General features: G+C 70.5%; 27 protein-coding genes. 12 read left to right on the top strand and 15 right to left on the bottom strand.

Going from position 1 to position 23,406, the window contains the following annotated elements:
* Positions 1-29: 29 nt before the first annotated feature.
* From LK06_RS02285 to LK06_RS02325, 9 genes are all read right to left on the bottom strand, one after another.
* Positions 30-1,625 (bottom strand): alpha/beta hydrolase, encoded by a 1,596-nt coding sequence (locus tag LK06_RS02285; protein ID WP_052318914.1) that lies wholly within the window; start codon positions 1,623-1,625, stop codon positions 30-32.
* A 136-nt stretch (positions 1,626-1,761) separates the two neighbouring features.
* A complete protein-coding gene (locus tag LK06_RS02290; protein ID WP_174673796.1) occupies positions 1,762-2,532 on the bottom strand; it encodes an urease accessory protein UreD in 771 nt (256 codons plus the stop codon).
* A complete protein-coding gene (gene ureG / locus LK06_RS02295; RefSeq protein WP_039653809.1) occupies positions 2,520-3,197 on the bottom strand; it encodes an urease accessory protein UreG in 678 nt (225 codons plus the stop codon). Before ureG ends, LK06_RS02290 begins: the two co-directional genes overlap by 13 nt.
* A gap of 82 nt (positions 3,198-3,279) precedes the next feature.
* Entirely contained in the window at positions 3,280-3,954 is a 675-nt protein-coding gene (locus LK06_RS02300) for an urease accessory protein UreF (protein WP_039653807.1), read from the bottom strand.
* Entirely contained in the window at positions 3,954-5,675 is a 1,722-nt protein-coding gene (locus tag LK06_RS02305; RefSeq protein WP_039653805.1) for an urease subunit alpha, read from the bottom strand. Before LK06_RS02305 ends, LK06_RS02300 begins: the two co-directional genes overlap by 1 nt.
* Positions 5,668-5,979: an urease subunit beta gene (locus LK06_RS02310; protein ID WP_043433484.1), complete on the bottom strand. Its 312-nt coding sequence runs from the start codon at positions 5,977-5,979 to the stop codon at positions 5,668-5,670. Before LK06_RS02310 ends, LK06_RS02305 begins: the two co-directional genes overlap by 8 nt.
* A 10-nt stretch (positions 5,980-5,989) precedes the next feature.
* The gene (locus tag LK06_RS02315) at positions 5,990-6,292 is read right to left on the bottom strand and encodes an urease subunit gamma (RefSeq protein WP_039653801.1); all 303 of its coding nucleotides are present in this window, start codon (positions 6,290-6,292) and stop codon (positions 5,990-5,992) included.
* A gap of 226 nt (positions 6,293-6,518) precedes the next feature.
* On the bottom strand, positions 6,519-6,806 hold the full coding sequence (locus tag LK06_RS02320; RefSeq protein WP_039653799.1) for a type II toxin-antitoxin system Phd/YefM family antitoxin: 288 nt from the start codon (positions 6,804-6,806) through the stop codon (positions 6,519-6,521).
* 73 nt (positions 6,807-6,879) lie between these two features.
* Positions 6,880-7,101, bottom strand: coding sequence for a DUF7489 domain-containing protein (locus LK06_RS02325; protein WP_039653797.1), 222 nt, complete (start codon positions 7,099-7,101; stop codon positions 6,880-6,882).
* 202 nt (positions 7,102-7,303) lie between these two features.
* Here LK06_RS02325 and LK06_RS02330 point away from each other — a divergent pair, with 202 nt between their 5' ends.
* The 3 genes from LK06_RS02330 (at position 7,304) to LK06_RS02340 (ending at position 9,303) form a co-directional block, all read left to right on the top strand.
* On the top strand, positions 7,304-7,939 hold the full coding sequence (locus LK06_RS02330; RefSeq protein WP_043405349.1) for an ATP-dependent Clp protease proteolytic subunit: 636 nt from the start codon (positions 7,304-7,306) through the stop codon (positions 7,937-7,939).
* Between the two features lie 7 nt (positions 7,940-7,946).
* Complete coding sequence (locus LK06_RS02335) at positions 7,947-8,255, top strand: hypothetical protein (protein WP_039653794.1); 309 nt, start codon at positions 7,947-7,949, stop codon at positions 8,253-8,255.
* A gap of 574 nt (positions 8,256-8,829) precedes the next feature.
* Entirely contained in the window at positions 8,830-9,303 is a 474-nt protein-coding gene (locus tag LK06_RS02340; RefSeq protein WP_039653792.1) for a C40 family peptidase, read from the top strand.
* A gap of 639 nt (positions 9,304-9,942) precedes the next feature.
* On the opposite strand, the gene LK06_RS02350 is transcribed toward LK06_RS02340, so the two are convergent.
* Positions 9,943-10,401, bottom strand: a complete 459-nt coding sequence (locus LK06_RS02350) for an ATP-binding protein (protein ID WP_039653791.1) — start codon at positions 10,399-10,401, stop codon at positions 9,943-9,945.
* A 213-nt stretch (positions 10,402-10,614) separates the two neighbouring features.
* On the opposite strand from LK06_RS02350, the gene LK06_RS02355 reads away from it, so the two are divergent.
* Positions 10,615-11,475 (top strand): helix-turn-helix domain-containing protein, encoded by an 861-nt coding sequence (locus LK06_RS02355; protein WP_039653789.1) that lies wholly within the window; start codon positions 10,615-10,617, stop codon positions 11,473-11,475.
* A 10-nt stretch (positions 11,476-11,485) separates the two neighbouring features.
* Entirely contained in the window at positions 11,486-11,710 is a 225-nt protein-coding gene (locus tag LK06_RS02360; protein WP_039653787.1) for a DUF397 domain-containing protein, read from the top strand.
* Positions 11,711-11,806: 96 nt separating this feature from the next.
* Here LK06_RS02360 and LK06_RS02365 read toward each other — a convergent pair whose 3' ends face one another.
* Positions 11,807-12,934, bottom strand: coding sequence for an 8-amino-7-oxononanoate synthase (locus LK06_RS02365; protein WP_039653785.1), 1,128 nt, complete (start codon positions 12,932-12,934; stop codon positions 11,807-11,809).
* 147 nt (positions 12,935-13,081) lie between these two features.
* On the opposite strand from LK06_RS02365, the gene bioB reads away from it, so the two are divergent.
* The 3 genes from bioB to bioD are packed head-to-tail and all read left to right on the top strand — an operon-like array spanning position 13,082 to position 16,239.
* Positions 13,082-14,239 (top strand): biotin synthase BioB, encoded by a 1,158-nt coding sequence (bioB, locus tag LK06_RS02370; RefSeq protein ID WP_039653784.1) that lies wholly within the window; start codon positions 13,082-13,084, stop codon positions 14,237-14,239.
* Complete coding sequence (locus LK06_RS02375) at positions 14,232-15,521, top strand: adenosylmethionine--8-amino-7-oxononanoate transaminase (RefSeq protein WP_039653782.1); 1,290 nt, start codon at positions 14,232-14,234, stop codon at positions 15,519-15,521. The genes bioB and LK06_RS02375 overlap by 8 nt, the downstream gene beginning before the upstream one ends.
* Position 15,522: 1 nt before the next feature.
* Entirely contained in the window at positions 15,523-16,239 is a 717-nt protein-coding gene (bioD, locus tag LK06_RS02380; protein ID WP_039653780.1) for a dethiobiotin synthase, read from the top strand.
* 111 nt (positions 16,240-16,350) lie between these two features.
* Here bioD and LK06_RS02385 read toward each other — a convergent pair whose 3' ends face one another.
* A complete protein-coding gene (locus LK06_RS02385) occupies positions 16,351-17,601 on the bottom strand; it encodes an IS701 family transposase (protein WP_167747955.1) in 1,251 nt (416 codons plus the stop codon).
* Between the two features lie 236 nt (positions 17,602-17,837).
* On the opposite strand from LK06_RS02385, the gene LK06_RS02390 reads away from it, so the two are divergent.
* Entirely contained in the window at positions 17,838-18,530 is a 693-nt protein-coding gene (locus tag LK06_RS02390) for a class I SAM-dependent methyltransferase (RefSeq protein ID WP_039653778.1), read from the top strand.
* 55 nt (positions 18,531-18,585) lie between these two features.
* Here LK06_RS02390 and LK06_RS02395 read toward each other — a convergent pair whose 3' ends face one another.
* Positions 18,586-18,960 carry a hypothetical protein gene (locus LK06_RS02395; protein WP_039653964.1) on the bottom strand — a complete coding sequence of 125 codons (375 nt, stop codon included), beginning with the start codon at positions 18,958-18,960 and terminating at the stop codon, positions 18,586-18,588.
* Between the two features lie 16 nt (positions 18,961-18,976).
* Positions 18,977-19,231, bottom strand: a complete 255-nt coding sequence (locus LK06_RS02400; RefSeq protein WP_043435637.1) for a hypothetical protein — start codon at positions 19,229-19,231, stop codon at positions 18,977-18,979.
* A 277-nt stretch (positions 19,232-19,508) separates the two neighbouring features.
* On the opposite strand from LK06_RS02400, the gene LK06_RS02405 reads away from it, so the two are divergent.
* The 3 genes from LK06_RS02405 (at position 19,509) to LK06_RS02415 (ending at position 22,719) form a co-directional block, all read left to right on the top strand.
* The gene (locus tag LK06_RS02405) at positions 19,509-20,852 is read left to right on the top strand and encodes a hemolysin family protein (RefSeq protein ID WP_039653774.1); all 1,344 of its coding nucleotides are present in this window, start codon (positions 19,509-19,511) and stop codon (positions 20,850-20,852) included.
* Entirely contained in the window at positions 20,849-21,862 is a 1,014-nt protein-coding gene (locus tag LK06_RS02410) for a hemolysin family protein (protein ID WP_039653772.1), read from the top strand. Before LK06_RS02405 ends, LK06_RS02410 begins: the two co-directional genes overlap by 4 nt.
* A 62-nt stretch (positions 21,863-21,924) precedes the next feature.
* The gene (locus LK06_RS02415; protein ID WP_043435636.1) at positions 21,925-22,719 is read left to right on the top strand and encodes an SGNH/GDSL hydrolase family protein; all 795 of its coding nucleotides are present in this window, start codon (positions 21,925-21,927) and stop codon (positions 22,717-22,719) included.
* Between the two features lie 345 nt (positions 22,720-23,064).
* Here the strand turns inward: LK06_RS02415 and LK06_RS02420 are convergent, their stop codons facing one another.
* Entirely contained in the window at positions 23,065-23,400 is a 336-nt protein-coding gene (locus LK06_RS02420) for a transposase domain-containing protein (protein WP_039653769.1), read from the bottom strand.
* Between the last annotated feature and the right edge of the window lie 6 nt (positions 23,401-23,406).

Genomic DNA, 23,406 nt, shown 5'->3' on the forward strand with positions numbered 1-23,406 from the left:
TCCGGCCGCCCCTCACCGCCGTGCCAGGGTTACGGCTTGGGCGTGGCGTGCGGACTACAGGTCACGTCCGCGCCGTCCAGCCTGCCGTCGAGGAGGTAGGCGTCGACCCGCTGGTTGATGCAGGGGTTGACCAGGCTGGTCACACCGTGAGAACCCGCGTTCTTCTCGGTGATCAGGCGGGAACCCCTAAAGCGCTGGTGTAGTTCGACCGCGCCTGCGTATGGGGTGGCTGCGTCCCGGGTGGACTGAACGATCAGCACCCGCGGCAGGCCCCTGTGCGTACGGACGTCGACCGGGGTCTGCTGCTTGGCCGGCCAGGTGGCGCAGGGCAGGTTCATCCAAGCGTTGTCCCACGTCATGAACGGGTACTTCCGGTTGAGCCGGGTGTTGTCCCGGTCCCACTTCTTCCAACTCGTCGGCCACTTGGCGTCGGTGCACTCTACAGCCGTGTAGACGGCGTTGCTGTTCTCCGCGGCGATGTTGCCCGCGGTGTCCGACGGATCGGGGGCGGCCGCATCGACCAGCGCCTGGGTGTCCCCGGCGACGTACTTGCTGAAGACCCTCGCGATGGGCGCCCACGCCCCGTCGTAGTAAGGAGCGCTCTGGAAGAAGGCGATCAACTCAGCCGGGCCGACGACCCCGCCGATGGGGTGCTCCTTGGCGGTCGCACGCAACCGGAGCCACTCGGCCTGGACGGCGGCGCGGGTGGTGCCGAGGTGGAAGGCGGTGTCGTGGGAGGCGACCCAGCCCTCCCAGTCCTTCCAGCGGCGCTCGAACGCGACGTCCTGGTTCAGGTTGGCCCGGTACCAGATGTTGCTGCGGGCGGGGTTCACCACGCTGTCGACGACCATGCGGCGCACGTGCCCCGGGAAGAGGGTGCCGTAGACGGCACCGAGGTAGGTGCCGTAGGAGACGCCGAGGTAATTGAGCTTCCGCTCGCCCAGCGCGGCACGGATGACGTCCAGGTCGCGGGCCGTGTTCGGTGTGGTCATGTGCGGCAGCATCGCGCCACTGCGCTCGGCGCAGCCCTCCGCGTACGCGCGGGCCAGCTTGCGCTGTGCCGTCTTGTCGGCCTCGCGGTCCGGAACCGGATCCGGCTTCGGCGCCTTGACGAACTCTTGGGGGTCGACACAGGAGATGGGGGCCGAGTGGCCGACGCCGCGCGGGTCGAACCCGACGAAGTCGTAGGCCTGGGCGACCTTCGCCCAGACGGCGTTCTTGGCGGTGACCCGGCGGGGGAACCGCAGGCCGGAGCCGCCGGGGCCGCCGGGGTTGTAGACGAGAGCGCCCTGGCGCTCCTTCCTGGTGCCGGTATTGCCGATGCGGTCCACGGCGAGCTTGATCTGCTTGCCGTAGGGGTGGGCGTAGTTCAACGGCACCTTGACCCAGCCGCACTGGATGGGCTTCTCCAGCCGCCAGTCGGCAGGGCAGTCCCGCCAGTGGATACCTACCCGGGCGGCCCGGGCGGCGGCTATCCGGACGCCCCAGGCCTCCCGGTCGTGGCGGTACCGGCCGGCAGCGTTGGCCGCGGGCGCCGACACGGTGCCCGCGATCAGGGTGGCGGTGACGAGTGCGCCGGCCGAACCGAGCGCCAGCAGGCGGCTCTTCGGACTGTACTCCTTCAAGAGGACTCTCCCCGTACCTCGTTACAAGTGGTCAGCGGGGATCCTCTCGGCTGTGCGGCTGCTGAGAACAGAGGGGCACCGGCCGTTTTACCAAGCCGATGTCCGGATGATCACGTCCTGCCGAGCGGAGTAGCGGTCACCAACCGAGCAGTACCCGTGCCTCGTCCAGCAGCCGACGCAGCCTCAGCGCGTCGGAAGCCACGGCGCTGACCAGAACGGCCGGTCCGGCAAGCGGCACCAGCGCGGCACACTCCCCCAGCATGCGGGCGACCACCGGGTGCTCGGCGAAGTCGGGCTCCACAATGACGAGTTGCCCGACGGCTCGGTGCCCGGCGAGCACGGCGGGGCCGTCCCAGCCCCCTGGTGCACCGGGCCCGCAGGCCAATTCCTGGTCCAGCACGGTCCGGCCGGCGACCCGCACGGTCAACCGGCTGGTGAGCCGACCGGGTTCCTCTCCGACGCGTCCGAGTACCTGTTCCTCGCGCAGCACCAGCCGGGCACCGGCGCCCAGTTCGGCCCGGGTGGTGACGTGCAGATCACTGCCACCGGCCGAGATCAGTTGCTCGGGCAACCAGCTCAATTCGGCGCCGTCGGCCACGTCGAGCCGTACCTCGTAGCGGGCGGCCCCCTTGGCCTGACCCGGCAGGGCGAGGGTGGCGGCTGCCGACCCGACGTGCAGGCGGGCGCCGGACTCCACCCGCGCCGCCAGCGAGAAGTGGTCGCCCCCGAGCGGGCCGCTCATCGCACCGACGACCATGACCTTCGCCTCGGCGCCGCTACCCCTGGTGCGACGCAGCGCGAGCGGTCCCTCTCCGTCCAGCACGTGCAGTGCCGTACCGCCGCGGCCGTCGGCACGGGCCACGATCCGCGCGCGTGCCCGGACTCCGGTCGCCGTCACGCCGTCCACGCCGCGAGCTGCCCCCGGACCCAGGCCGCCACCTCGGCAACTCCGGATTCACTGCGCAACGACTGGAAGACTACGGGGAGTTCGATCCGTTGCTCCTTGGCGTCGGCAGCCATCCGGGCGAGGTCGGAGCCGACGTACGGGGCGAGGTCGGTCTTGTTGACAACGAGCAGGTCGGCCGTGGTGACGCCGGGTCCGCCCTTGCGCGGGATGTCGTCGCCGCCGGCCACGTCGATCACGAAGATCTGTGAGTCCACCAGCCCCCTGGAGAAGGTGGCGGTGAGGTTGTCCCCACCGGACTCGACGAGGACCAGGTCCAGCGGACCGACCGCGTCCTCCAGGTCCTCGACGGCTTCGAGGTTGGCGGAGATGTCGTCCCGGATCGCGGTGTGCGGACAGGCCCCCGTCTCGACGGCGGTGATCCGCTCGGGCGGCAGGACGGCCTCCCGCAGCAGGAACTCGGCGTCCTCACGGGTGTAGATGTCGTTGGTGACGACCGCGAGGGACAACTCCTCGCACAGGGCCCGGCAGAGCGCGGCGACAGTGGCGGTCTTCCCGGAGCCGACGGGCCCGCCCAGTCCGATGCGCAGGGCACGGCGCGAACCGTCGGGACGATGAGCGTCGGCACTGGCAGCGCCGGGGCCGGGGTGGTCGTGGTCGAGGTGCATGTACGGCTCCGGTGTCGAAAGGGGCTGTTGCGGGTGGCGGCTGCTCGCCGCCGATCCGCGCCGGGTGTTGGGGTGGGAAGTGCTACGACGCGAACAACCGCACAGGCCAGGCCGCGTGCCACTGAGCGCCGATCTCCAGGAGAGGGCCGGACGCAGCCGGCAACGCGTCGGTGCCCTCTGCGGGCACCCTGCGTGCCGCCTCCACCGCCGCCTCCACGACGCGGTCCAGGTCCGGTGCCAGCCGGGCCAGCACTCCGGTCGCGTCGAACGGGTGCAGGCTCAGCAGACGGACCGTGGCACTCGCCGGCCCGCTGACACTCTCGTACGCGGCGCAGTACGCCGCGTCCTCGGGGCCGAGACCCGCCGCCCGGGCAGCGAGCCCGAGCACCACCGGCTGATGGGCACCCCGGGGGAACTGTCGTGCCACGGCGTCGAGTTCGGCCGACGGCCAAGTAGCCCGGGCGGCCCGTGACAACTGTCGCCCGAGTCGGCGTGCCGCGGCCCGCAGGGCCGGGGACGGCGTACGGGCGTCAGCCGCTGCGTCGAGCTCGCCCGGATCGGTACCGAGTACCGCCGCCGCCGCCAGCGCCCCTGCAACCAGCCCGGCGGTGTGCGCCCGGCCCCGGCAGAACTCCTCCAGGTCCGCGGCACAGCTGATCCGGCCCGCCTTGACCGCGGCCTCCGCCCCGCCGGAGTGCGCGTGCCCTCCGGCAGGGAACCGGCCGTCGGCCAGAACGAGCAGTGCTGCCCTGGACATCAGAAGAGGAAGTAACGCTGGGCCATGGGCAGGTCGGCCGCCGGGACGGCCTCGACCAGCTCTCCGTCGATGTGCACGGCGAAGCTGTCGGGGTCGATCCGGACGTCCGGACGGGCGTCGTTCTCGCGCATGTCGGCCTTGGTGACGTGACGCGTGGACTCGATCGCCACGAACCGCTTGCCGAGCCGCAGCCGCTCTGGTAGCCCGTCCTCGATCGCGAGCGGGGCCGTGAAGTTGACGGAGTTGGTGGTCGGGGCCCGGCCGATCGCCCCGTACATCGGGCGGGGCAGGATCGGCTGCGGGGTGGGGATGGAGGCGTTGGCGTCGCCCATCTGCGCGTACGCGATCTGACCGCCCTTGAGCACGAGGAGTGGCTTGACCCCGAAGAACGCGGGCTCCCACAGCACCAGGTCGGCCAGTTTCCCGGCCTCCACCGAGCCGATCTCTGCGGCGAGGCCCTGGGCCAGGGCCGGGTTGATCGTGTACTTGGCGAGGTAGCGCCGCACCCGGAGGTTGTCGGCTCGGCCGTCGCCGGGAAGGGCTCCGCGGCGCCGCTTCATCACGTGCGCGGTCTGCCAGGTGCGCAGCACGACTTCACCGACGCGGCCCATGGCCTGGGAGTCGGAGGAGATGATCGAGATCGCCCCGAGGTCGTGGAGGATGTCCTCCGCGCCGATGGTGGACGGCCGGATGCGCGACTCGGCGAACGCCAGGTCCTCTGGGACCGCCGGGTTGAGGTGGTGGCACACCATCAGCATGTCGAGGTGTTCCTCGGCGGTGTTAACGGTGAAGGGCCGGGTCGGGTTGGTGGAGCTGGGCAGCACGTTCGGCTGGGACACCACGGTCATGATGTCCGGCGCGTGTCCCCCGCCCGCGCCCTCGGTGTGGTACGCGTGGATGCCGCGCCCCGCGATCGCGGCGAGGGTGTCCCCGACGAAACCGGCTTCGTTCAGTGTGTCCGTGTGAATGGCGACCTGGACGCCCGTACGGTCGGCCACGGTGAGCGAGGCGTCGATAGCGGCCGGTGTGGAGCCCCAGTCCTCGTGCAGCTTCAGCCCGACTGCGCCGCCCCGGATCTGGGAGAGCATCGCCTCCTGCGAGACGGTATTGCCCTTGCCGAGGAAGCCGACGTTGACCGGGTAGGCCTCCATCGCTTCCAGCATCCGGGCCAGATGCCAGGGGCCGGGCGTCACGGTGGTCGCCTTGGACCCTTCGGCAGGGCCGGTGCCGCCGCCGATCAGGGTGGTGATACCGGAGGCCAGTGCCTCATCAGCGATCTGGGGACAGATGAAGTGGACGTGTGCGTCGATGGCGCCGGCCGTGAGAATACGCCCGTTCCCCGCGATGATCTCGGTCTCGGGGCCGATGACCAGGCCAGGGTGGACGCCGTCCATGGTGTCGGGGTTACCGGCTTTGCCGACGGCGGTGATCCGGCCGTCACGGATGCCGACGTCGGCCTTGACGACACCCCAGTGGTCGACGACGACGGCACCGGTGATCACGGTGTCCGGGGTTCCCTCCGCCCGGGTGGCCCGGGACTGACCCATGGACTCACGAATGACCTTGCCGCCACCGAAGACCACTTCGTCCCCGGAATGGCCAGGACCGCCGGAGCGGTCCTCCTCGACCTCGACCAGCAGGCCGGTGTCAGCGAGCCGGATGCGGTCACCGGTGGTCGGGCCGAAGAGGTCGGCGTAGGCGGCACGGGAGATCTCAGGCATCGAGCGCACCTCCGGTCTCCCCGCGCAGGCCCGGCACGGTCCGGGAGCCGGCGAGGGGCACGAGTTCGACATCGGCGGGGATGCCGGGCTCGAAGCGCACGGCGGTGCCGGCGGCGACGTTCAGCCGCTTGCCGCGCGCGGCGGCACGGTCGAACTGCAGGCCGGGATTGGCCTCGGCGAAGTGGTAGTGGGAGCCGACCTGGACCGGCCGGTCCGCGGCGTTGAGGACGGCCAACCGGGTGACCTCACGGCCCTCGTTGCAGATGATGGGGTCGTCCGCGAACAGGATCTCTCCGGGAATCATCGCGGCCCTCTCAGATGATCGGTTCGTGGACGGTGACGAGCTTGGTGCCGTCCGGGAACGTGGCCTCCACCTGGACGTCATGAATCATCTCCGGAACCCCCTCCATGACGTCGTCCCTGGTGAGGAGCTTGCGACCGGTGGACATCAGCTCGGCGACAGTGCGGCCGTCACGCGCGCCCTCAAGGACGTGCGACGTGATGAGGGCGACCGCTTCGGGGTGGTTGAGCCTGAGCCCGCGGGCCCGGCGCTTCTCGGCCACATCGGCCGCCACATGGATCAGCAGCCTCTCTTGTTCATGCGGGGTCAGTTGCACGTCCCACCTCACAGTCCTCACCCCGGACCGTGCGGGGTCCGGTTGCCGCAGCCACCACGACGGGGATAGATGTAACACGCAGACAAATCCCCGGATCGTCATCAATCCGGGCAGAAATACCCCGGGCGGCGTGGATCGGCAGGCTAGTTCGCCGGAGTTTCAACGACGTTAACCAGACTTTGATCCGCCCATGACCGCATACTGGACTCCCCCATACCCGCCCAGCTCACGACACACCAGGCCCCCGGTGTTCCGCCGCGATTCCGAAACTCTGCCGTTCAGGGACAGGGGAAGCGGCCTCACTCATCCCGGACACCGTACTGACGACCTGACCCCCAGCCGACTCATCGAGCCGATCCAGCGCTTCGAGCCGCTCCAGTTCGGCGGCCGAAACCAACGCGACCAGCGGCTTGCCGTGCCGCGTCACGACGACACGCTCACCGCCATACACCACCCGGTTGATCAGGTCGGCGAGCTCAGCCCTGGCTTGCGTCACCGGAATCTCGTAGGCCATACCTCTAGCTTAGGTGGCGGGCAGGGTGCCGGTGCGGTCCACTCAGCGCCCGCCGACCGCAGGTCACAGGTGGTCACAGCCGGACCGCGGCGGTTGCGCCGACCGCCTCGATGAGACGGTCACCCACAGCGAGGGACCCCCATGGGGCCTTCCCGATGCGGGCCTTCACGGTGGCGCCGTCCACCAGGCGAACCTCGACGCAGTGGTACCGGTGGGAGCCGTCGGCCGCCCCGCACCCCTTGCCGACGACGACGCCCCAGGCGCCCTCCTCATGGACGTTGCGGGATGCGAACACGCCGTCGCAGTAGTCGCCGACAGCCCCGCGCGGGCCATCCCGCGACGTAGCGCGGCAGCGAGGCGACACACGGAGGGACGTCGGAGCAGCGCCCACACACTGCGCCGAGCGACGACGCCTCTGACACCCCGTTACGTACGTCCTGTACATTCTGTACAGAAGTCGGCCCGCGAGGGGTCGTGCCATGAGGAGGGGTATGCCTGTGTCCCGACCGTCCGCCCGCCGCGCACTGCCTGAGTTCACCGAGCGCACCCAGGCCGGCACACGCGCGCTGGATCCTTACGGAAAGCTCTTTCAAGAACGGGTCGTCTTCCTCGGGACGCCACTCGACGACACGGCAGCCAATGATGTGGCGGCACAGTTCGTGTACCTGGAACACGCGAGCCCAGACCGGGACATCACCCTCTACATCAATTCTCCGGGGGGTACCTTCAGCGCGATGGCAACGGTCTACGACACCATGCGGTACGTCGGGTGCGACGTGGCCACCTACTGTCTCGGGCAGGCAGCCTCCGTCGCCGCTGTACTGCTCGCGGCAGGCACCCCGGGCAAGCGGTTCACGCTACCCAGCGCGCGCATGGTGCTGGAACAGCCCGCGCTGCCGGAGCCGGTGCACGGGTCGCCCAGCGACCTCGCCATCCAGGCCTGGGAGTTGGACCGGACCCGCACCCTGCTCGAGAACATGCTCGTCGAGCACACGGGGCGCACACCGGAACAGGTCGGCCGGGACGTGCAGCGGGACTTGGCCCTGGATGCCCCCAGAGCACTCGCCTACGGCCTGGTGGACGGCATCGTGCCCGGCCGCCGGCAGTTGCCCGATGCACCGCGGGAGAAGTGAGCCCCGGATGCTGCCACCGGAACTACCGCCGCTGCCTGCTCTCACGCGGGCGGAAGGCGAGTTGATTGACCGTTACCTGGCCGCCGTCGACCTGCTGGGCCGGATCAACCCGGCCCGCGACGGGGACACGTACCGCGCACTGCGTGCTGCTCAGGCCCTGGTGCGCAAGTCCGCAGAGGTGTACGACACGCTCGCGTTGATGCACCAGCGAGGCGAGTCGGAGCTGCACGGGGACACGCTGGCACGGGCGTTGCGGGTGCTGGACGGTGAACGCCGGACTGCGCGCGTCACGCTCCCGCCCGACTGCGTCGGCTGATCCGGACACGCGTCCGGCCCGACGAGCCCCGGGTGTCGACACGTCGTTCGGGTCGGAGTCGAAACGGCCCGAACGACGTACCGCCGACCGGTGTATGTCCGGATGTTTTTCCGGGCCTTCCGACTTGCGCGCGCAGTACATCCGAGCGTTGCCGTGTCGTGCTGCGCCCCAGGTCCGGGGCTACGTCGGGAACTTGATGGAATGTCGAACAAAGCTGTGTCCACCCGAACGGGTGAGTGGTGAGTAACACCACAAATCCCCGTTTCCATTGGGATTTTCAGACACTGGTGAGTGAGGATCCGTGTCCGACGACAAGCCCCCGCCACAGCGGCGGGGCGGTCCGGGCGGACGCCGAGTCCTGCCGCCGTCCGGACGACCGGTCGACAGGAGTGGATCGGCAGGAGTGGAGGACCCAGGCAAGGCGGGTCGCCGGAACGGACGTCCGTCTGCTCATCGCAGACGGGCAGAAGCTCCGGCTGGCCCTTGGGGTGAAGCCGCGGCAACGCGGCCGGGCAACTTCGCCAGCCCGAATCCGACAGGTCATCCTTCACAGGCGGCTGACGAAGGGTTGCGCATGACTGCGCTCAATCGTGTCCCGTCACTGATGGCCCGGGCCGGCACGGCTTCGGCCCTCACTCTCGCCGCCGTGGGCGGCTCGATCGTGGTCCCCGGTCTCGCCGCCGACGCCTCGGCCGCCAGCATGGCCACCAAGGCGCTGCGGGTCGCGGCCTCCAAGAAGGGCTCCCCCTACAAATGGGGCGCCACCGGGCCGCACAGGTTCGACTGCTCGGGGCTGACGCTCTACTCGTTCAAGAAGGCGGGCAAGCGGCTGCCCCGCACCGCGGCCCAGCAGTACAACAAGACGCACCACGTCTCCGCCCGCAGCCGGAAGGCTGGCGACCTGGTGTTCTTCCACTCGGGTTCCAGCGTCTACCACGTCGGCATCTACGCCGGACACGGCCGTATCTGGCACGCGCCCAAGACCGGCGACGTGGTGAAGCTCCAGAAGATCTGGACCAGGAGCGTCTGGTACGGCCGAGTGAGCTGACTTTCCGTCAGGGCGGGAGCAGCTCCAGCAGCAGGGCCGCTCCCCGCACCGTCAGCGCCACCCCGGTGCCGGCTGGAGTCCCCAACGGCCCGGGGCCGGCGCAGCCACCCGACGAGCCGGTCCGCCAGGAGCACGACCCCCCGGAACCACGCCAAGGCCAGCGCGCACGTGCTCGGTGCGAGCAGCAACGTCCTGGGCGACACGGGGCTCCCTGCGGGAACAGGCTGAGGAAGGTCAGCGAGGCCTTCGGATTGAGCACGTTGGTGACGCAACCCTGGCGAAGCGGATGCCCGTCCTCGGCCGTGACCCCGACGGCCCCCTGCGGGTCGCCGCGGGGCCCACAGGGTGCACACCCCAAGGTGCAGCACGTGGGCGCCACCCAGCTGCCGCAGCCCCCGAACAACGTCGGAACGGCGACCAGCACCGTCGCTACCCCGGCCACCGCACGGGCGGTGTGCACGAGGAGACCGCTCGCGATGCCGAGCCCGCACACCGCGCCGGCGTGGCGGCGTGGCGGGAGTCCAGCGCAGTACGTACCACCACCGTGAAATCGGCACCCGGTATGGCCACCAGTTCGGTCGCGATTCCGGTGGAAGCGATGAGTTGTCCGTCCCTGCCACCAGGCTGCCTCGCCCACGGTCAGGTCTCCTGCTGCCCCACCGTGGTGACCGGTTCGGCCGGGACCGCCCAGGGAATCTCGATGGAGACCGTCTTGCCGCCCTCACGGGTGGGGTGGACCCGGAGTCTGCCGCCGCACTCCGCGGTGAGGCAGCGGATGATGACCATGCCGCGCCCGTTGTCCTGCTGCACGGCGGCGGGCAGTCTCCTGGGGAAGCGGGGATGGCTGTCCGTGACCCCGATGCGCAGGTGTTCGTCACGGTCCAGTGCGATGTCGACCGTGAAGGTGGGTGACTGCCCGAAGGTGTGCTGCACCGCGTTGGTGGCGAGTTCGGAGACGATGAGCCGCACGGTGTCGGCCATTGCGGAGCCCGGCGGCAGTCCCCACTCGGCAAGGATGCCCACGACGTAGGAGCGGGCGGCGGAAACCGAGGCGGGATCGCTCGGCAGAGTGACGGATGCTTCCAGATGGTCTGCCATGGCGACGTCGTCCCTTTCCCCCGGGACCGCGGTCCGGTATGGAGCGGATGGTTCGAGTACGGTCCCGGCCCGGTGCTTCCTCGTCAGACTGCCATCACCGGGCGGGTGACGGGAGGCGATCCACCAAGATATGCATATATCTGTCGCTCGAAGCGGTGAACTCTGCGACGCGAGACCGTATGTGGGCGGCCCCCGAGGAGTAAGGAGGAGCCCATGCAGAACGGTCCGGCAGTGCGCCGCCGCAAACTGGGTGCTGAACTGCGCACGCTGCGCACCGACGCCGGGTTCACCAGCGGCGAGGCAGCGCGGCTGGTCGGCTGGCACCAGTCGAAGGTGAGCCGCATCGAGACCGGTGCCAGCGGGGCGAAACCGGACGACGTGAGGTTGCTGCTCGACGCCTACGGGGTGCGGGACGAACACCTTCGCGAGTTGCTGCTGATGTTGGCGGGGCCCAAAGACCCTGGCGGTCGGCACCGCTGGTGGCACGCGTATCGCGGAGTGCTGCCGCCCGCCTACCGGGATTTCATCAGCCTGGAGTCCCAGGCGAGCACGATGCGCACCCTGGAGACCACGGTGGTACCGGGTCTGCTGCAGACACCCGAGTACGCGCGCGCGGTGACCCGGGCCGCCGTACGGGACCTGGCCGAGGAAAGCCTGGACGCGCTGGTCGAGGTACGGCTGGCCAGACAGGACGTCCTGTGCTCGGACCGGCCGCTGGAGCTGAGCGCCGTACTGGACGAGGCGGTGCTGCGGCGCGAGGTCGGTGGTCCGGAGGTGATGGCACGGCAACTGGAGCAGTTGGTGGAGGCGGCCCGGTTACCCCAAGTGCGTCTCCAGGTACTGCCGTTCACTGCCGGAGCACATGTCGGCCTCACCGGACCTTTCGTCATCTTCTCATTTCCGAGCACTTCTGATCTGGATGTTGTCGTTCTCGACCAGTTGACGAGTAGCCTCTACCTGGAACGGAAAGAAGACCTCGTGTCCTACTCAGAGGCCTTCGACACCCTTCGGTTCCACGCCCTCTCTCCCGAAGACTCGTTGGACTACATCGCCGGGATAGGTGATGGCGCGTAAGGAGGCACCCATGCCAGCACTGCCTCGGAACGTCCCTGCCAGTACCGACCTCTACGACGTGCACTGGCTGCGCAGCAGCCACAGCACGGGAGCCAACAACTGTGTGGAAACGGCCCGGCCCCGCTCCGGCCCCTGGGCCGGACTGCTCGCCGTGCGCGACTCGAAGAACCCGGCCGGACCGGCGCTGCTCTTCGCTGCCCGGAGCTGGGCGGGGTTCGTGGCCACGCTCCGGTGAAACCCGCCGAACCACACCCGACCCCCTACTGACCAGCCCCAGCCCACCGATCAGATTCGGTCACATTCGAGCGAGGCACGGCCGTGTCACGCCGACTCATGGTCGCGTTTCGCCGATCACACGTACAGCGCGTTCGACCTCGGCCCCGGTCAGGTCCGCACGGGCAGTCAGCCTCAGCCGTGAGATGCCGTCGGGCACGGAAGGAGGACGGAAGCAGCCCACGGCCAGACCCGCCGAACGGCAGTCGGCCGCCCAGCGCACCGCCTGTTCCGGGGACGGGGCCCGCACCGAGACCACCGCGGCGTCCGGACGTACCGCTTCCAGGCCCGCGGCGGTCAACCGTGCGTGCAACCCGGCCGCCACCTGCCGGGCGCGTGCCGCCCGCTCCGGCTCGCGGACAAGCAGCCGCAACGCGGTCAGGGCCGCACCCGCCGCCGCCGGTGCCAGACCCGTGTCGAAGATGAACGTCCGGGCCGCATTGACCAGGTGACCGATCACCCGGGCCGGGCCGAGCACCACCCCTCCCTGGCTGCCCAGCGACTTCGACAAAGTGGCCGTGACCACCACGTCCTCGGCGCCCGCGAGCCCGGCTTCGTACGGCACGCCCCGGCCGCCGGCGCCCAGCACGCCGAGCCCGTGCGCGTCGTCCACGACCAGCCCCGCACCGTGCTCCCGGCACGCCTCGGCCAGCGCGGCCACTGGCGCCCGATCCCCGTCGACCGAGAAGACCGTGTCCGAGACGACGATGGCCGGGCCCTCGTGCGTGCCGAGGGCCTTGCGTACGGCCTCCACATCGGCGTGCCCGACGACCTGCGTGCCGCCCCGGGCGAGCCGGCAGCCGTCGATGAGCGAGGCGTGGTTGCCCGCGTCCGAGACGATCAGCGCGCCGTGCGGGCCGAGCGCGGTGACTGCGGCCAGGTTGGCGGCGTATCCGGAGGAGAAGACCAGGGCCGCCTCGAAGCCACAGAAGGCGGCCAGCTCGTGCTCCAACTCGGCGTGCAGCTCGGTGGTGCCGGTGACCAGCCGCGAACCGGTGGCGCCGCCGCCCCAGGTCCGGGCGGCCCGGGCCGCTCCCTCGGTCACCTCTGGGTGATGTGCCAGGCCCAGGTAGTCATTGCTCGCCAGATCGAGCAGCGGCGAGTCGGCGGGACGCGGGCGCAGGGTGCGTACGAGTCCGGCGCGACGACGCGCCTCGGCCTGCTCGTCGATCCACCCGAACGCCATGACCCCTCCGGTGCTTTTGTAGGTAGCGAACAGACCCTAGCGGCAGGGCCGCCCGCCCAGGATGTGGCAATACACACACGGTGAACTGTCTGGGTTGTGCAAACTCTCCTTGGCCCGGGGCGGTCCGGTAGGCCAGGATCGGACCTCATGGACCTGCTGAACATGCTGGTGGACAAGGGGCTTCGGCGCGAGCTGCCGACCCGCGAGGAAGCACTCGCCGTGCTGGCCACCTCCGACGACGACCTGCTCGATGTGGTGGCCGCGGCCGGAAAGGTGCGCCGGCACTGGTTCGGGCGCCGGGTGAAACTCAACTACCTGGTCAACCTCAAGTCGGGCCTGTGCCCGGAGGACTGCTCCTACTGCTCCCAGCGGCTCGGTTCCAAGGCCGACATCCTGAAGTACACCTGGCTCAAGCCGGACCAGGCCTCCGCGGCAGCCGCCGCCGGCCTGGAGGGAGGCGCCAAGCGTGTCTGTCTGGTGGCCAGCGGGCGCGGTCCGACGGACCGGGACGTGGACCGGGTCTCGGACACCATCAAGGCGATCAAGGAGCAGAACGAGGGTGTGGAGGTGTGTGCCTGTCTCGGTCTGCTCTCCGACGGGCAGGCCGAGCGGCTGCGCGAGGCGGGCGCGGACGCCTACAACCACAATCTGAACACCTCAGAGTCCACGTACGGGGACATCACCACCACCCACACGTACGCCGACCGGGTGAACACGGTGCACAAGGCGCACGCAGCCGGTCTGTCCGCCTGCTCGGGCCTGATCGCGGGGATGGGCGAGACCGACGAGGAGCTGGTCGACGTCGTCTTCTCACTGCGTGAGCTGGATCCGGACTCGGTGCCGGTGAACTTCCTGATCCCGTTCGAGGGCACCCCCCTGGCCAAGGAGTGGCACCTCACCCCGCAGCGCTGCCTGCGCATCCTCGCGATGGTCCGCTTCGTCTGCCCGGACGTGGAGGTCCGCATCGCGGGCGGCCGGGAGGTCCATCTGCGCAGCATGCAGCCGCTGGCCCTGCACCTGGCCAACTCGATCTTCCTCGGTGACTACCTGACCAGCGAGGGCCAGGCGGGCAAGGCCGACCTGGAGATGATCGCGGACGCCGGCTTCGAGGTGGAGGGCGCCGACGAGGTGACGCTCCCCGAGCACCGGGCGGCCGGCGGCTGCGGCTCCCGTGAGAGCTCGGGATGTCACGAGGGCGGCGGTGTCTGCGGCACGGAGACACCGCCGGCCGCGCAGGAGCCGCGCGCCGATCTCGTCGCGGTGCGCCGCCGGGGCGCCGGAACGGACCTCGCGCCCAATGCCTGACCTGCCCCACCGGAGCGTCCCCGAACTGCTGGAGCTGGACCGGCAGCACGTGTGGCATCCGTACGGCCCGATGCCCGGACGCGTCGAACCGCTCGTCGTGGAGTCGGCGAGCGGGGTCAGGCTGCGGCTCGCGGACGGCTCGGGCGAGCTGGTGGACGGCATGTCGTCGTGGTGGTCGGCCATTCACGGCTACAACCACCCGGTCCTCAACGAGGCGGCACACGGGCAACTGGGCCGGATGAGCCACGTCATGTTCGGCGGGCTCACCCACGAGCCCGCCGTACGGCTCGCGAAGCTCTTGGTCGACATGTCACCGGCCGGCTTGGAACACGTGTTCCTCGCCGACTCCGGCTCGGTGTCGGTCGAGGTCGCGGTGAAGATGTGCCTGCAGTACTGGCGCTCGCTCCGCCGGCCCGACAAGCAGCGGCTGCTCACCTGGCGGGGCGGTTACCACGGCGACACCTGGCATCCGATGTCGGTGTGTGACCCCGAGGGCGGGATGCACGAGCTGTGGTCCGGCGTGCTGCCGCGCCAGGTCTTCGCGGACGCGCCGCCCGCACCGTACGAGGAGTCGTACGCGGAGCACCTGCGGGAGCTGATCGGGCGGCACGCCGACGAGCTGGCCGCGGTGGTCGTGGAGCCGGTGGTGCAGGGCGCGGGCGGTATGCGTTTCCACTCCCCCGACTATTTGCGGGTGCTGCGCGAGGCGTGCGACGCGCACGACGTGCTGCTGGTGTTCGACGAGATCGCCACCGGTTTCGGCCGGACTGGAGCGCTGTTCGCCGCGGACCACGCGGGCGTCACCCCGGATGTGATGTGCGTGGGCAAGGCACTGACGGGTGGCTATCTGACCATGGCGGCCACGCTGTGCACCGCGCGGGTCGCCGACGGCATCTCGCGGGGCGAGGTGCCGGTGCTCGCGCACGGCCCGACGTTCATGGGCAATCCGCTCGCGGCGGCCGTGGCCTGCGCCTCCGTCGAGTTGCTGCTGGGCCAGGACTGGCGGTCGGAGGTCGAGCGGATCGAGGCGGGTCTGAGCGCGGGACTGGCACCCGCGCGTGCGGTGCCCGGGGTACGGGACGTCCGGGTCCTGGGCGCCATCGGGGTGGTCCAGGTCGACCACGAGGTCGACGTGGCCGCGGCCACCGCGGCCGCCGTACGGGAGGGCGTGTGGCTGCGCCCCTTCCGCGACCTGGTCTACACGATGCCCCCGTACGTCACCGCGGATGCGGACGTGGCTCGCATCGCGCGCGCAGTGTGCGCCGCGGCACGGGAGGGATGAGATGCCCGTACTGGTGATCACGGGGACGGGCACGGAGGTCGGCAAGACCGTCACCACTGCGGCCGTCGCCGCCGCGGCGCTGTCGGCCGGACACTCGGTGGCCGTGCTGAAGGCCGCCCAGACGGGCGTGCAACCGGACGAACGCGGGGACGCCGACGAGGTCGCGCGGCTCGCCGGGGCGGTCACGGCCGCCGAACTGGCCCGCTACCCGGAGCCGTTGGCCCCGGGGACGGCGGCCCGGCGGGCCGGGATGGCGCCCGTGCACCCGCAGGAGGTGGCCGACCGAGCGGCCGAGCTGGCCACCGTGCACGACCTGGTGTTGGTCGAGGGAGCAGGCGGGCTGCTCGTCCGGTTCGACGCGGCCGGCGGCACCCTGGCCGACGCGGCCCGGATGCTGGACGCACCCGTGCTGATCGTGGCCCCGGCCGGTCTGGGCACACTGAACGCCACCGAGTTGACCGCTCGCGAACTGCGGCGCCACGGTCTGGAGCCGGCCGGAGTGGTGATCGGCAGCTGGCCCCAACACCCCGGCCTCGCCGACCGCTGCAATGTGTCCGACCTGCCGGAAGTCGCCGCCGCCCCGCTGCTCGGCGCGGTGCCTGCCGGAGCCGGCTCCCTCGCACCGACCGGATTCCGCAGCCAGGCGCCGGGGTGGCTCGCGCCCCGACTGAACGGGACCTGGGACGGGGAGGCCTTCCAGAAGCGGGAAGGGCCCTAGTAGTGCTTGGTCAGGTCGGTGCGGCCGTGGGTATGTCGCGGTGGCAGGTGGGGCAGGCGCCGGTCCAGGTGGCGAGGAGTGTCTGCAGCTCGCGGACGACTTGGTAGAGGCTCAGGCCGGCGCCGCGTCTTTTGGGGCTCTGGCCAGTCGTTGCAGGGTGCAGAAGGCGTGGGCGGCAGAGACGAGGGTGACGTGGTGGTGCCAGCCGCCCCAGGTCCGGCCCTCGAAGTGGGCCAGCCCCAGAGCCTGCTTCATCTCGCGGTAGTCGTGCTCGATGCGCCAGCGGAGCTTGGCCAGGCGGACCAGGGTGGTCAGCGGGGTGTCGGCGGGCAGGTCGGACAGCCAGAACTGGACCGGCTCGCTCTCGCGCGCGGGCCACTCGGCCAGCAGCCAGCACTCGGGCAGTTCCGGGCCCTCGGTGGCCTGGCGGATCTGACGCCCGGCGGGCCGGATCCGCAAGGCCACGAACCGGGAGTACATCCGCTTGAAGCCGGAGCGGCCGGTGCCGGGCCGGGAGCCTTCCCGCCATTGGACCGGCCGTGCGGCCTTCCGGCCCGCCGCGATGACCAGCTCCTTCACCGAACGCGGAGGCTCGGGGTACTTCGGCACCGGTGGCCGTCCGGTCCCGGAGTACGGCTCGGCCACCGGAACCGCGTCGGCGGGCTGGGCCGACAGGGTGGTGGAGATGCCCACCACGTAGCGCATGCCCCGTGCGTTCAGGCCGAGACGGAAGGCCGCGGCGTCGCCGTATCCGGCATCTGCGATGGCCAGCGGCACATCGATCCCCCAGGAACGAGTCTCATCGGCCATGTCCAGGGCGAGCTGCCACTTTTCCACGTGCCCGGCATCCTCCGGGATGCCGCAAGTGACACGACGGGCGATCTTGCCCGGGTCAGCTTCCGGCGAGGCGGGGTCCCAGGTCCGGGGCAGGAACAACCGCCAGTTGACCGCTGCCGAGGCATGATCGGAGGCCAGGTGCAGCGAGACGCCCACCTGGCAGTTGGTGACCTTGCCCGCGGTGCCGGTGTACTGCCGCGACACACACGCCGAGGCAGTGCCGTCCTTCAAGAAGCCGGTGTCGTCGAAGACCAGCGCGGTCGGGCGGATCGCCGTCTCCATCCTCCAGGCCAGGCTGGCCCGGATGTGGGCCGGATCCCACGGGCTGGCGGTGATGAAGTGGGCCAGAGCCTGCCGGTTCCCGTCCTCCCCGAGGCGAGCGGCCATCGGCTCGACCGACTTGCGCTTGCCGTCGGTCAGCAGTCCCCGCAGGTAGACCTGCCCCCACCGGCGCTGGTCCTTGCGCGCGAACGGCTCGAACACCTCCGCAGCAAACGCCTCCAACTCATCACGCACCGCAGCCATTTCGTCCGGAGTCACACACCCTCAACGCGACACACAACCCGAAGGGCACGCACCACCAAAGACGACCTGACCAAGCACTACTAGGCCGCGGCAGGCGACGTTCGCCCCGGGCAAACGTCGCCTGCCGCGGCACTAGCTCGTCCGCTCACCGGAGCTGACCCAAACCGTTCGGCGGGGGTGCGACGGTGTCCTGCGGGGGACACTCTCCCTAGGCCGTCCTGCTCCGGGAGGTTGCCATGCGGCTGCTGTCCACCGGCTCCGGCGAGGTGGTGCGGGGTCCCGTCCACCATCCGCTGTTCGCCCGCTACTACGCCCGGCTGAGCGTCAGTGCCGAGACCCGACTGGGCATGGCCCGGATACGTGAGCGGCTGCTCGCCGGGCTGTCCGGGCGGGTGATCGAGATCGGTGCGGGCAACGGGCTGAACTTCGCGCACTACCCGGGGGCGGTTGCGGAGGTGGTCGCCATCGAACCGGAACCACTGCTCAGACGACTGGCGGTTCAGGCCGGGCTGCGCAGCCAGGTGCCGGTGGACGTGGTACCGGGCGCGGCAGAGGCGCTGCCGGTCAAGAGCGAGGCCTTCGACGCGGCCGTGCTGTCGCTGGTGCTGTGCAGCGTGCAGGACGTGGCGCGGACGCTGGGTGAGGTGCGACGGGTCCTCCGGCCTGGCGGCGAGGTGCGCTTCTTCGAGCACGGCCGGGGCGGCGGAGCGGCGATGGTGCTGACCCAGCAGGCTCTGGACCGCACCGTGTGGCCGGCGCTGTTCGGTGGCTGCCATGTGTCCCGCGAGCCAGTTGCGGCGCTGCGCGAAGCCGGGTTCCGGCTCGGCCCGCACCGGCGGGTGCAGTTGCCGGAGAACGGTCCGGCACTGCCGACCTCGTTCTGCGCGCTGGGGGTCGCCTGGCGGCAGGACCGGTCGGACGCACCCTGACCGACTGTTCCTGCGGTGAACGGTTCGTCCGGCGCGACGGAGTGCCCCGGTTCCCTCAGATGCTCCAGCGGCGCAGTTCCCGCGCGATGTCGTCGACGCTCGCCTCGCCGTTCTTGACCAGTCGGGCGAGGTCCCGGACCTGCTCCGGGGTGGTGACGACCTTCGCGCCGCTCGCGATCAGATAGGCGTAGGCGACCGCGGAGGCGAACAGCGCGTTGGAGCGCTCCAGCGCCGGGACGTGGATGAGCAGCTGGAGCAGGGACGCGGCGCGGGCGTGCGGGCTGTCATAGACGGCCACGCCGAATATCTCCGCCCGGTGCCGGGCGACGGCGGCGACGAGTGCCCCCCAGTCGGTGACCTGCGGGTCACCGGGCGTCTTCTGTTCGGCCAGCATGAGCAGCCAGGCGAGATCGATGCTGAGCTCGTTCAAGGGACCGGTCGCAGTCTCAACGGCGGCCGTCACCGGTACCGGTGGCGCTACTCCTGTGGCGTTCCTCGGCGGTCTCCGCGGCGAATACGGACCCGTACTGCTTCATGAAGTCGGCGGCCGCCTCGACGAATGTACGGCCGGCCTCCCCGGTGTCCTGCCTGACCAGCTCTTCGATGTAGCGGTTGACGCTCATACCGCGGGCCAGCGCCCGTTCGCGGGCCGCGCGGGCGGTCCCCTCGTCCACGCGCACGTTCAGCTGGGTCTTCGCCATACTTCGACGCTAGCGCCGGGGTGCTAGCACGGCAAGGGCCCCCGGCCTGCCACCTGCCGCCCTCGACCCCGGCGGGGCATCCCGGCTCGGGCGGAGCGGAGGACGCTGTCCACAGCCGGGGCGACCACCACCACCACTCTTTGCTCATCCTTTACTATTGAAGAAACATGTGGCCCTCCGTGAAAGGTTGTGAGCGTCCGCCCATGGGCGAGCCTCCCAGTCCGCGACACCGCGCGATCTCCCTTGCCCTGTCCGATCATGGGACAGGGGTGACCCGATGACCGAAGTGCTGCTCCTTATGGTGGCGATCCTGCTGTCGCTCGCCTGCGGCGCGTTCGTGGCGGCCGAGTTCTCGCTGACCACGGTGGAACGCGGCGAGCTGGAGCGGGCCGCCGCACGCGGTGAACGCGGTGCCCCTGGCGCCCTCAAGGCCGTGCGGAACCTAACCTTCCAGCTTTCCGGTGCCCAGCTCGGCATCACCGTCACCAATCTGGTGGTCGGCATGCTGGCCGAGCCCTCGATCGCCAAGCTGCTCGCCGGACCGTTCAGGGCGATGGGCCTGTCGCAGACCACAGCGAGTTCGGTCGCGCTGGTACTGGGCACGGCCCTGTCCACGGTGTTCCTGATGGTCGTCGGCGAACTGGTGCCGAAGAACTGGGCGATCTCCTCGCCGCTGGCCGTGGCCAAGCGGGTCGGCAACCCCCAGCGCTGGTTCAGCGCGGTCTTTGGCCCTTTCATCACGCACTTGAACAACACGGCCAACCGGTTGGTCCGCCGGCTCGGTGTCGAGCCGGCGGAGGAGCTGGCCTCCGCACGCGGTCCGCAGGAGCTGGCCGCCCTCGCCCGGCACTCCGCGAAGAAGGGCGCGCTGGAGCCGGACACCGCCGAGTTGTTCGTGCGGACGCTGAACCTGGCCGACCTGAGCGCGGAGAACGTGATGACCCCACGGGTCCAGGTCGTCGCCCTCGACACCCTGGCCACCTGCGAGGACGTCGCCAACGCGACCCGGGCCACCGGACTGTCCCGGTTCCCGGTCTACCGGGGCAGCCTGGACTCGGTCGTCGGCATCGCCCACATCAAGGACGTACTGGCACTGCCCGCCTGGGAGCGGCCCCGCCGTTCCGTCGCCCAGGTGATGCGCGAGCCGCTCCTGGTTCCCGAGTCCCTGACCGTGGACCGGCTGCTGGACCGGCTCTCCGGCAAGCGCACCATGGCCGTCGTCATCGACGAGTACGGCGGCACGGCGGGCGTGGCGACACTGGAGGACATCGTGGAAGAGGTCGTCGGCGAGGTACGGGACGAGCACGACCCGCACGAGACACCGGACCTCGCCCCGGCCGGCGCGGACGACGCCGGCCGAGCCCTGTACTCCGCGGACGGCGCCGCCCGCACCGACCAGCTCGCGCGCGTGGGCCTGCGGGTACCCGAGGGGCCCTACGAGACCCTGGCCGGCCTGGTCGCCACCGAGCTGGGCCGGATACCGCACACCGGCGACAGGGTTGACGTCGCTGGCTGGCGGCTGGACGTGGTGGACGCCTCGGGCCACCGGGCGGCCAGGGTGCTGTTGCACGCGCCGCTGGACGACGAGCAGACCGACGAGACGCCGAGGGGCGCACGATGACCGCCGTACAGCTGCTGATCGGCCTGGCGACCCTGGTCGTCAACGCCTTCTTCGTGGGCGCCGAGTTCGCGCTGATCTCCGTACGCCGGTCGCAGGTGGAGCCCGTGGCCCAGGAGGGCGACCGGCGCGCACGGAGCGTGCTGTGGGGCCTGGAGCACGTGTCGGCGCTACTGGCCGCCGCCCAGCTCGGCATCACGCTGTGCACACTGGTCCTCGGCGTGGTCGCCGAGCCGGCGATCGCGCACCTGCTGGAGCCGGTGTTCCACGCCGTCGGCATCCCCGAGGGCGCGGGCCACGCCGTGTCCTTCGTGATCGCACTGACCGTGGCGACCTACCTGCACATGCTGCTGGGCGAGATGGTGCCCAAGAACATCGCCCTCGCGGAACCGGTGCGCAGCGCACTGATCCTCGGTCCACCGCTGGTCGCCTTGTCCCGGGCACTGCGTCCGGTGATCTTCGCGGTCAACGCCTTCGCGAACGGACTGCTGAAGCTGCTGCGGGTGGAGACCAGGGGCGAGGTGGCGGCGACATTCACGGACACCGAACTCGCCGAGATCGTCAAGGACGCCGGCGAGGCGGGCCTGATCGACGACCGGGCGCAGGAGCGGCTGCACGACGCGTTGGAACTGGGCAGCCGACCGGTGCGGGACGTGGTGGTCCCGTTGGAGGGGGTGGTGTACGCGAGCGTGGGCGTCACCCCGGAACAACTGGAAGGGCTGTCCGCCGAGTCCGGCTTCTCCCGGTTCCCGGTGGTCGACACCGGCCGGCGGATCGTGGGCTATCTCCACGTCAAGGACGCGCTGGACACCTCGCCGCGGGATGTGCCGTTCCAACTGCGTGACATGCGCCCCATCCCACGGGTGCGGGAGAGGACCCCGCTGGACGACGTGCTCACCGCGATGCGGGGCAGCCGTACCCACCTCGCCGCCGTGCTCGGCGACGACGGGCGGTTGGCCGGCCTGGTGACCATGGAGGACGTGCTGCGGGAGCTGTTCGGGCAGCCCGCCTGAGCACCGGCCCACCGGGGTCGACCGACCGGCGGGTATGGAGCAGGGATACCATCGCTGTCGCCATGCAGACGAATACCGCTACCACTCCTCCCGCGCACACCAGTCTGGTCGCGGTCGGCGACTCCTTCACCGAGGGCATGTCGGACCTGCTGCCCGACGGTTCCTACCGGGGCTGGGCCGACCTGCTCGCCATGCGGATGGCCGCCCGCACGCCCGGTTTCCGGTACGCCAATCTCGCCGTACGCGGAAAGTTGATCAGTCAGATCGTCGAGGAGCAGGTGGGGGTGGCGGCGGGCATGGACGCCGATGTCATCACCCTGGTGGGCGGGCTGAACGACGCCCTGCGCCCGAAGTGCGACATGGGCCGGGTGCGCGGGCTACTGACCGAGGCCGTGGAGCGGCTGGCGCCGTCCTGCGGGCAACTGGTGCTGATGCGCAGCCCCGGCCGCCAGGGCCCTGTGCTGGAGCGGTTCCGGCCACGCATGGAGGAGCTGTTCGCCTGCGTGGAGCAGCTGGCCGCAAAGCACGGCGCCCTGGTAGTCGACCTGTACGGGGCGCCCTCCTTGGCGGACCCGCGACTGTGGGACGTGGATCGGCTGCATCTGACGACGGAAGGGCATCGCCGGGTCGCCGAGGCAGTGTGGCAGACGCTCGGGTACGAGCCGGAGGACACCGGGTGGCACGTCCCACCGCCTGCGACGAAGCCGCCCGGCTGGACGGCCAGGCGAGTCGCGGACGTGCGGTTCACCCAGCAGCACCTGTTGCCCTGGATCGGCCGACGCCTGACCGGTCGGTCCTCGGGTGACGGCCGCCTGCCGAAGCGGCCCGAACTGCTGCCCTACGAGGGCCCGGCATGATCACGGCCAGGGGGCGGGCCAGGCGACGGGTGCCTGCGTGACACGGACGCCCCACGGACCGGGCAACCCACCCACGCCTCCGAACGTCCGCCCCCTCACCAGCCCCACCCCTCACCGCTCCCTCCATCGGCCATCCCGGGCCCGATGCTCCCCGGGCCCTTCGCTCTCCCCGCCTTCCGAAGCACCAACGGCCTTGTAGCTTCCGCCGAACAACCCCATGGCGCTGGCCTGCACGAATCACCAGTAGAATCCATCCACTGTTCTACGTCGCCGTGGAAACTACCTGTTCAGACCATGTTTCCCGAGATCGACAAGCGGCGATTTCTCACAATCGCGCACGACCGCTCAGTATGTTTCCGGCCCGAGCTTCGCACGGGCCCGCGAGATCGCCGCCGTGGTCGGCACCCGCCACGGCCCGGACCAGCGTTTTGCCCAGTCCAGCCGGTGGGTCAGCAGCCGGGCGACCTCTTCATAGCCCTGGCCGGAGAACAGGCACATGGCCAGCACGAAGTAGACCGCCACGCGCGGAGGCAGCAACCGATTGCGCTGTCTGGATCGCCCACACTCGGCCACCACCCGGTCCACCAGTTCCGGCGGGAATGACCGCGTCAGCAACCCGATCGCAATGCGATCCGACAGCCGCTCGTCTGTCTCCGGCTTGACCTGACCCGGCCGTGGCATCCCAAC

This window comes from Streptomyces pluripotens, assembly GCF_000802245.2.
Classification (GTDB): Bacteria; Actinomycetota; Actinomycetes; order Streptomycetales; family Streptomycetaceae; genus Streptomyces; species Streptomyces pluripotens.

Bases quoted from the DNA above. Each gene is read 5' to 3' on its own strand.
- ureG (WP_039653809.1), bottom strand. From the start codon at position 3,197: ATGCACCTCGACCACGACCACCCCGGCCCCGGCGCTGCCAGTGCCGAC.
- LK06_RS02300 (WP_039653807.1), bottom strand. From the start codon at position 3,954: ATGTCCAGGGCAGCACTGCTCGTTCTGGCCGACGGCCGGTTCCCTGCC.
- LK06_RS02305 (WP_039653805.1), bottom strand. From the start codon at position 5,675: ATGCCTGAGATCTCCCGTGCCGCCTACGCCGACCTCTTCGGCCCGACC.
- LK06_RS02310 (WP_043433484.1), bottom strand. From the start codon at position 5,979: ATGATTCCCGGAGAGATCCTGTTCGCGGACGACCCCATCATCTGCAAC.
- LK06_RS02320 (WP_039653799.1), bottom strand. From the start codon at position 6,806: ATGGCCTACGAGATTCCGGTGACGCAAGCCAGGGCTGAGCTCGCCGAC.
- LK06_RS02335 (WP_039653794.1), top strand. From the start codon at position 7,947: ATGCTGCCACCGGAACTACCGCCGCTGCCTGCTCTCACGCGGGCGGAA.
- LK06_RS02340 (WP_039653792.1), top strand. From the start codon at position 8,830: ATGACTGCGCTCAATCGTGTCCCGTCACTGATGGCCCGGGCCGGCACG.
- LK06_RS02350 (WP_039653791.1), bottom strand. From the start codon at position 10,401: ATGGCAGACCATCTGGAAGCATCCGTCACTCTGCCGAGCGATCCCGCC.
- LK06_RS02355 (WP_039653789.1), top strand. From the start codon at position 10,615: ATGCAGAACGGTCCGGCAGTGCGCCGCCGCAAACTGGGTGCTGAACTG.
- LK06_RS02360 (WP_039653787.1), top strand. From the start codon at position 11,486: ATGCCAGCACTGCCTCGGAACGTCCCTGCCAGTACCGACCTCTACGAC.
- LK06_RS02365 (WP_039653785.1), bottom strand. From the start codon at position 12,934: ATGGCGTTCGGGTGGATCGACGAGCAGGCCGAGGCGCGTCGTCGCGCC.
- bioB (WP_039653784.1), top strand. From the start codon at position 13,082: ATGGACCTGCTGAACATGCTGGTGGACAAGGGGCTTCGGCGCGAGCTG.
- LK06_RS02375 (WP_039653782.1), top strand. From the start codon at position 14,232: ATGCCTGACCTGCCCCACCGGAGCGTCCCCGAACTGCTGGAGCTGGAC.
- bioD (WP_039653780.1), top strand. From the start codon at position 15,523: ATGCCCGTACTGGTGATCACGGGGACGGGCACGGAGGTCGGCAAGACC.
- LK06_RS02385 (WP_167747955.1), bottom strand. From the start codon at position 17,601: ATGGCTGCGGTGCGTGATGAGTTGGAGGCGTTTGCTGCGGAGGTGTTC.
- LK06_RS02390 (WP_039653778.1), top strand. From the start codon at position 17,838: ATGCGGCTGCTGTCCACCGGCTCCGGCGAGGTGGTGCGGGGTCCCGTC.
- LK06_RS02400 (WP_043435637.1), bottom strand. From the start codon at position 19,231: ATGGCGAAGACCCAGCTGAACGTGCGCGTGGACGAGGGGACCGCCCGC.
- LK06_RS02405 (WP_039653774.1), top strand. From the start codon at position 19,509: ATGACCGAAGTGCTGCTCCTTATGGTGGCGATCCTGCTGTCGCTCGCC.
- LK06_RS02410 (WP_039653772.1), top strand. From the start codon at position 20,849: ATGACCGCCGTACAGCTGCTGATCGGCCTGGCGACCCTGGTCGTCAAC.
- LK06_RS02415 (WP_043435636.1), top strand. From the start codon at position 21,925: ATGCAGACGAATACCGCTACCACTCCTCCCGCGCACACCAGTCTGGTC.
- LK06_RS02420 (WP_039653769.1), bottom strand. From the start codon at position 23,400: ATGCCACGGCCGGGTCAGGTCAAGCCGGAGACAGACGAGCGGCTGTCG.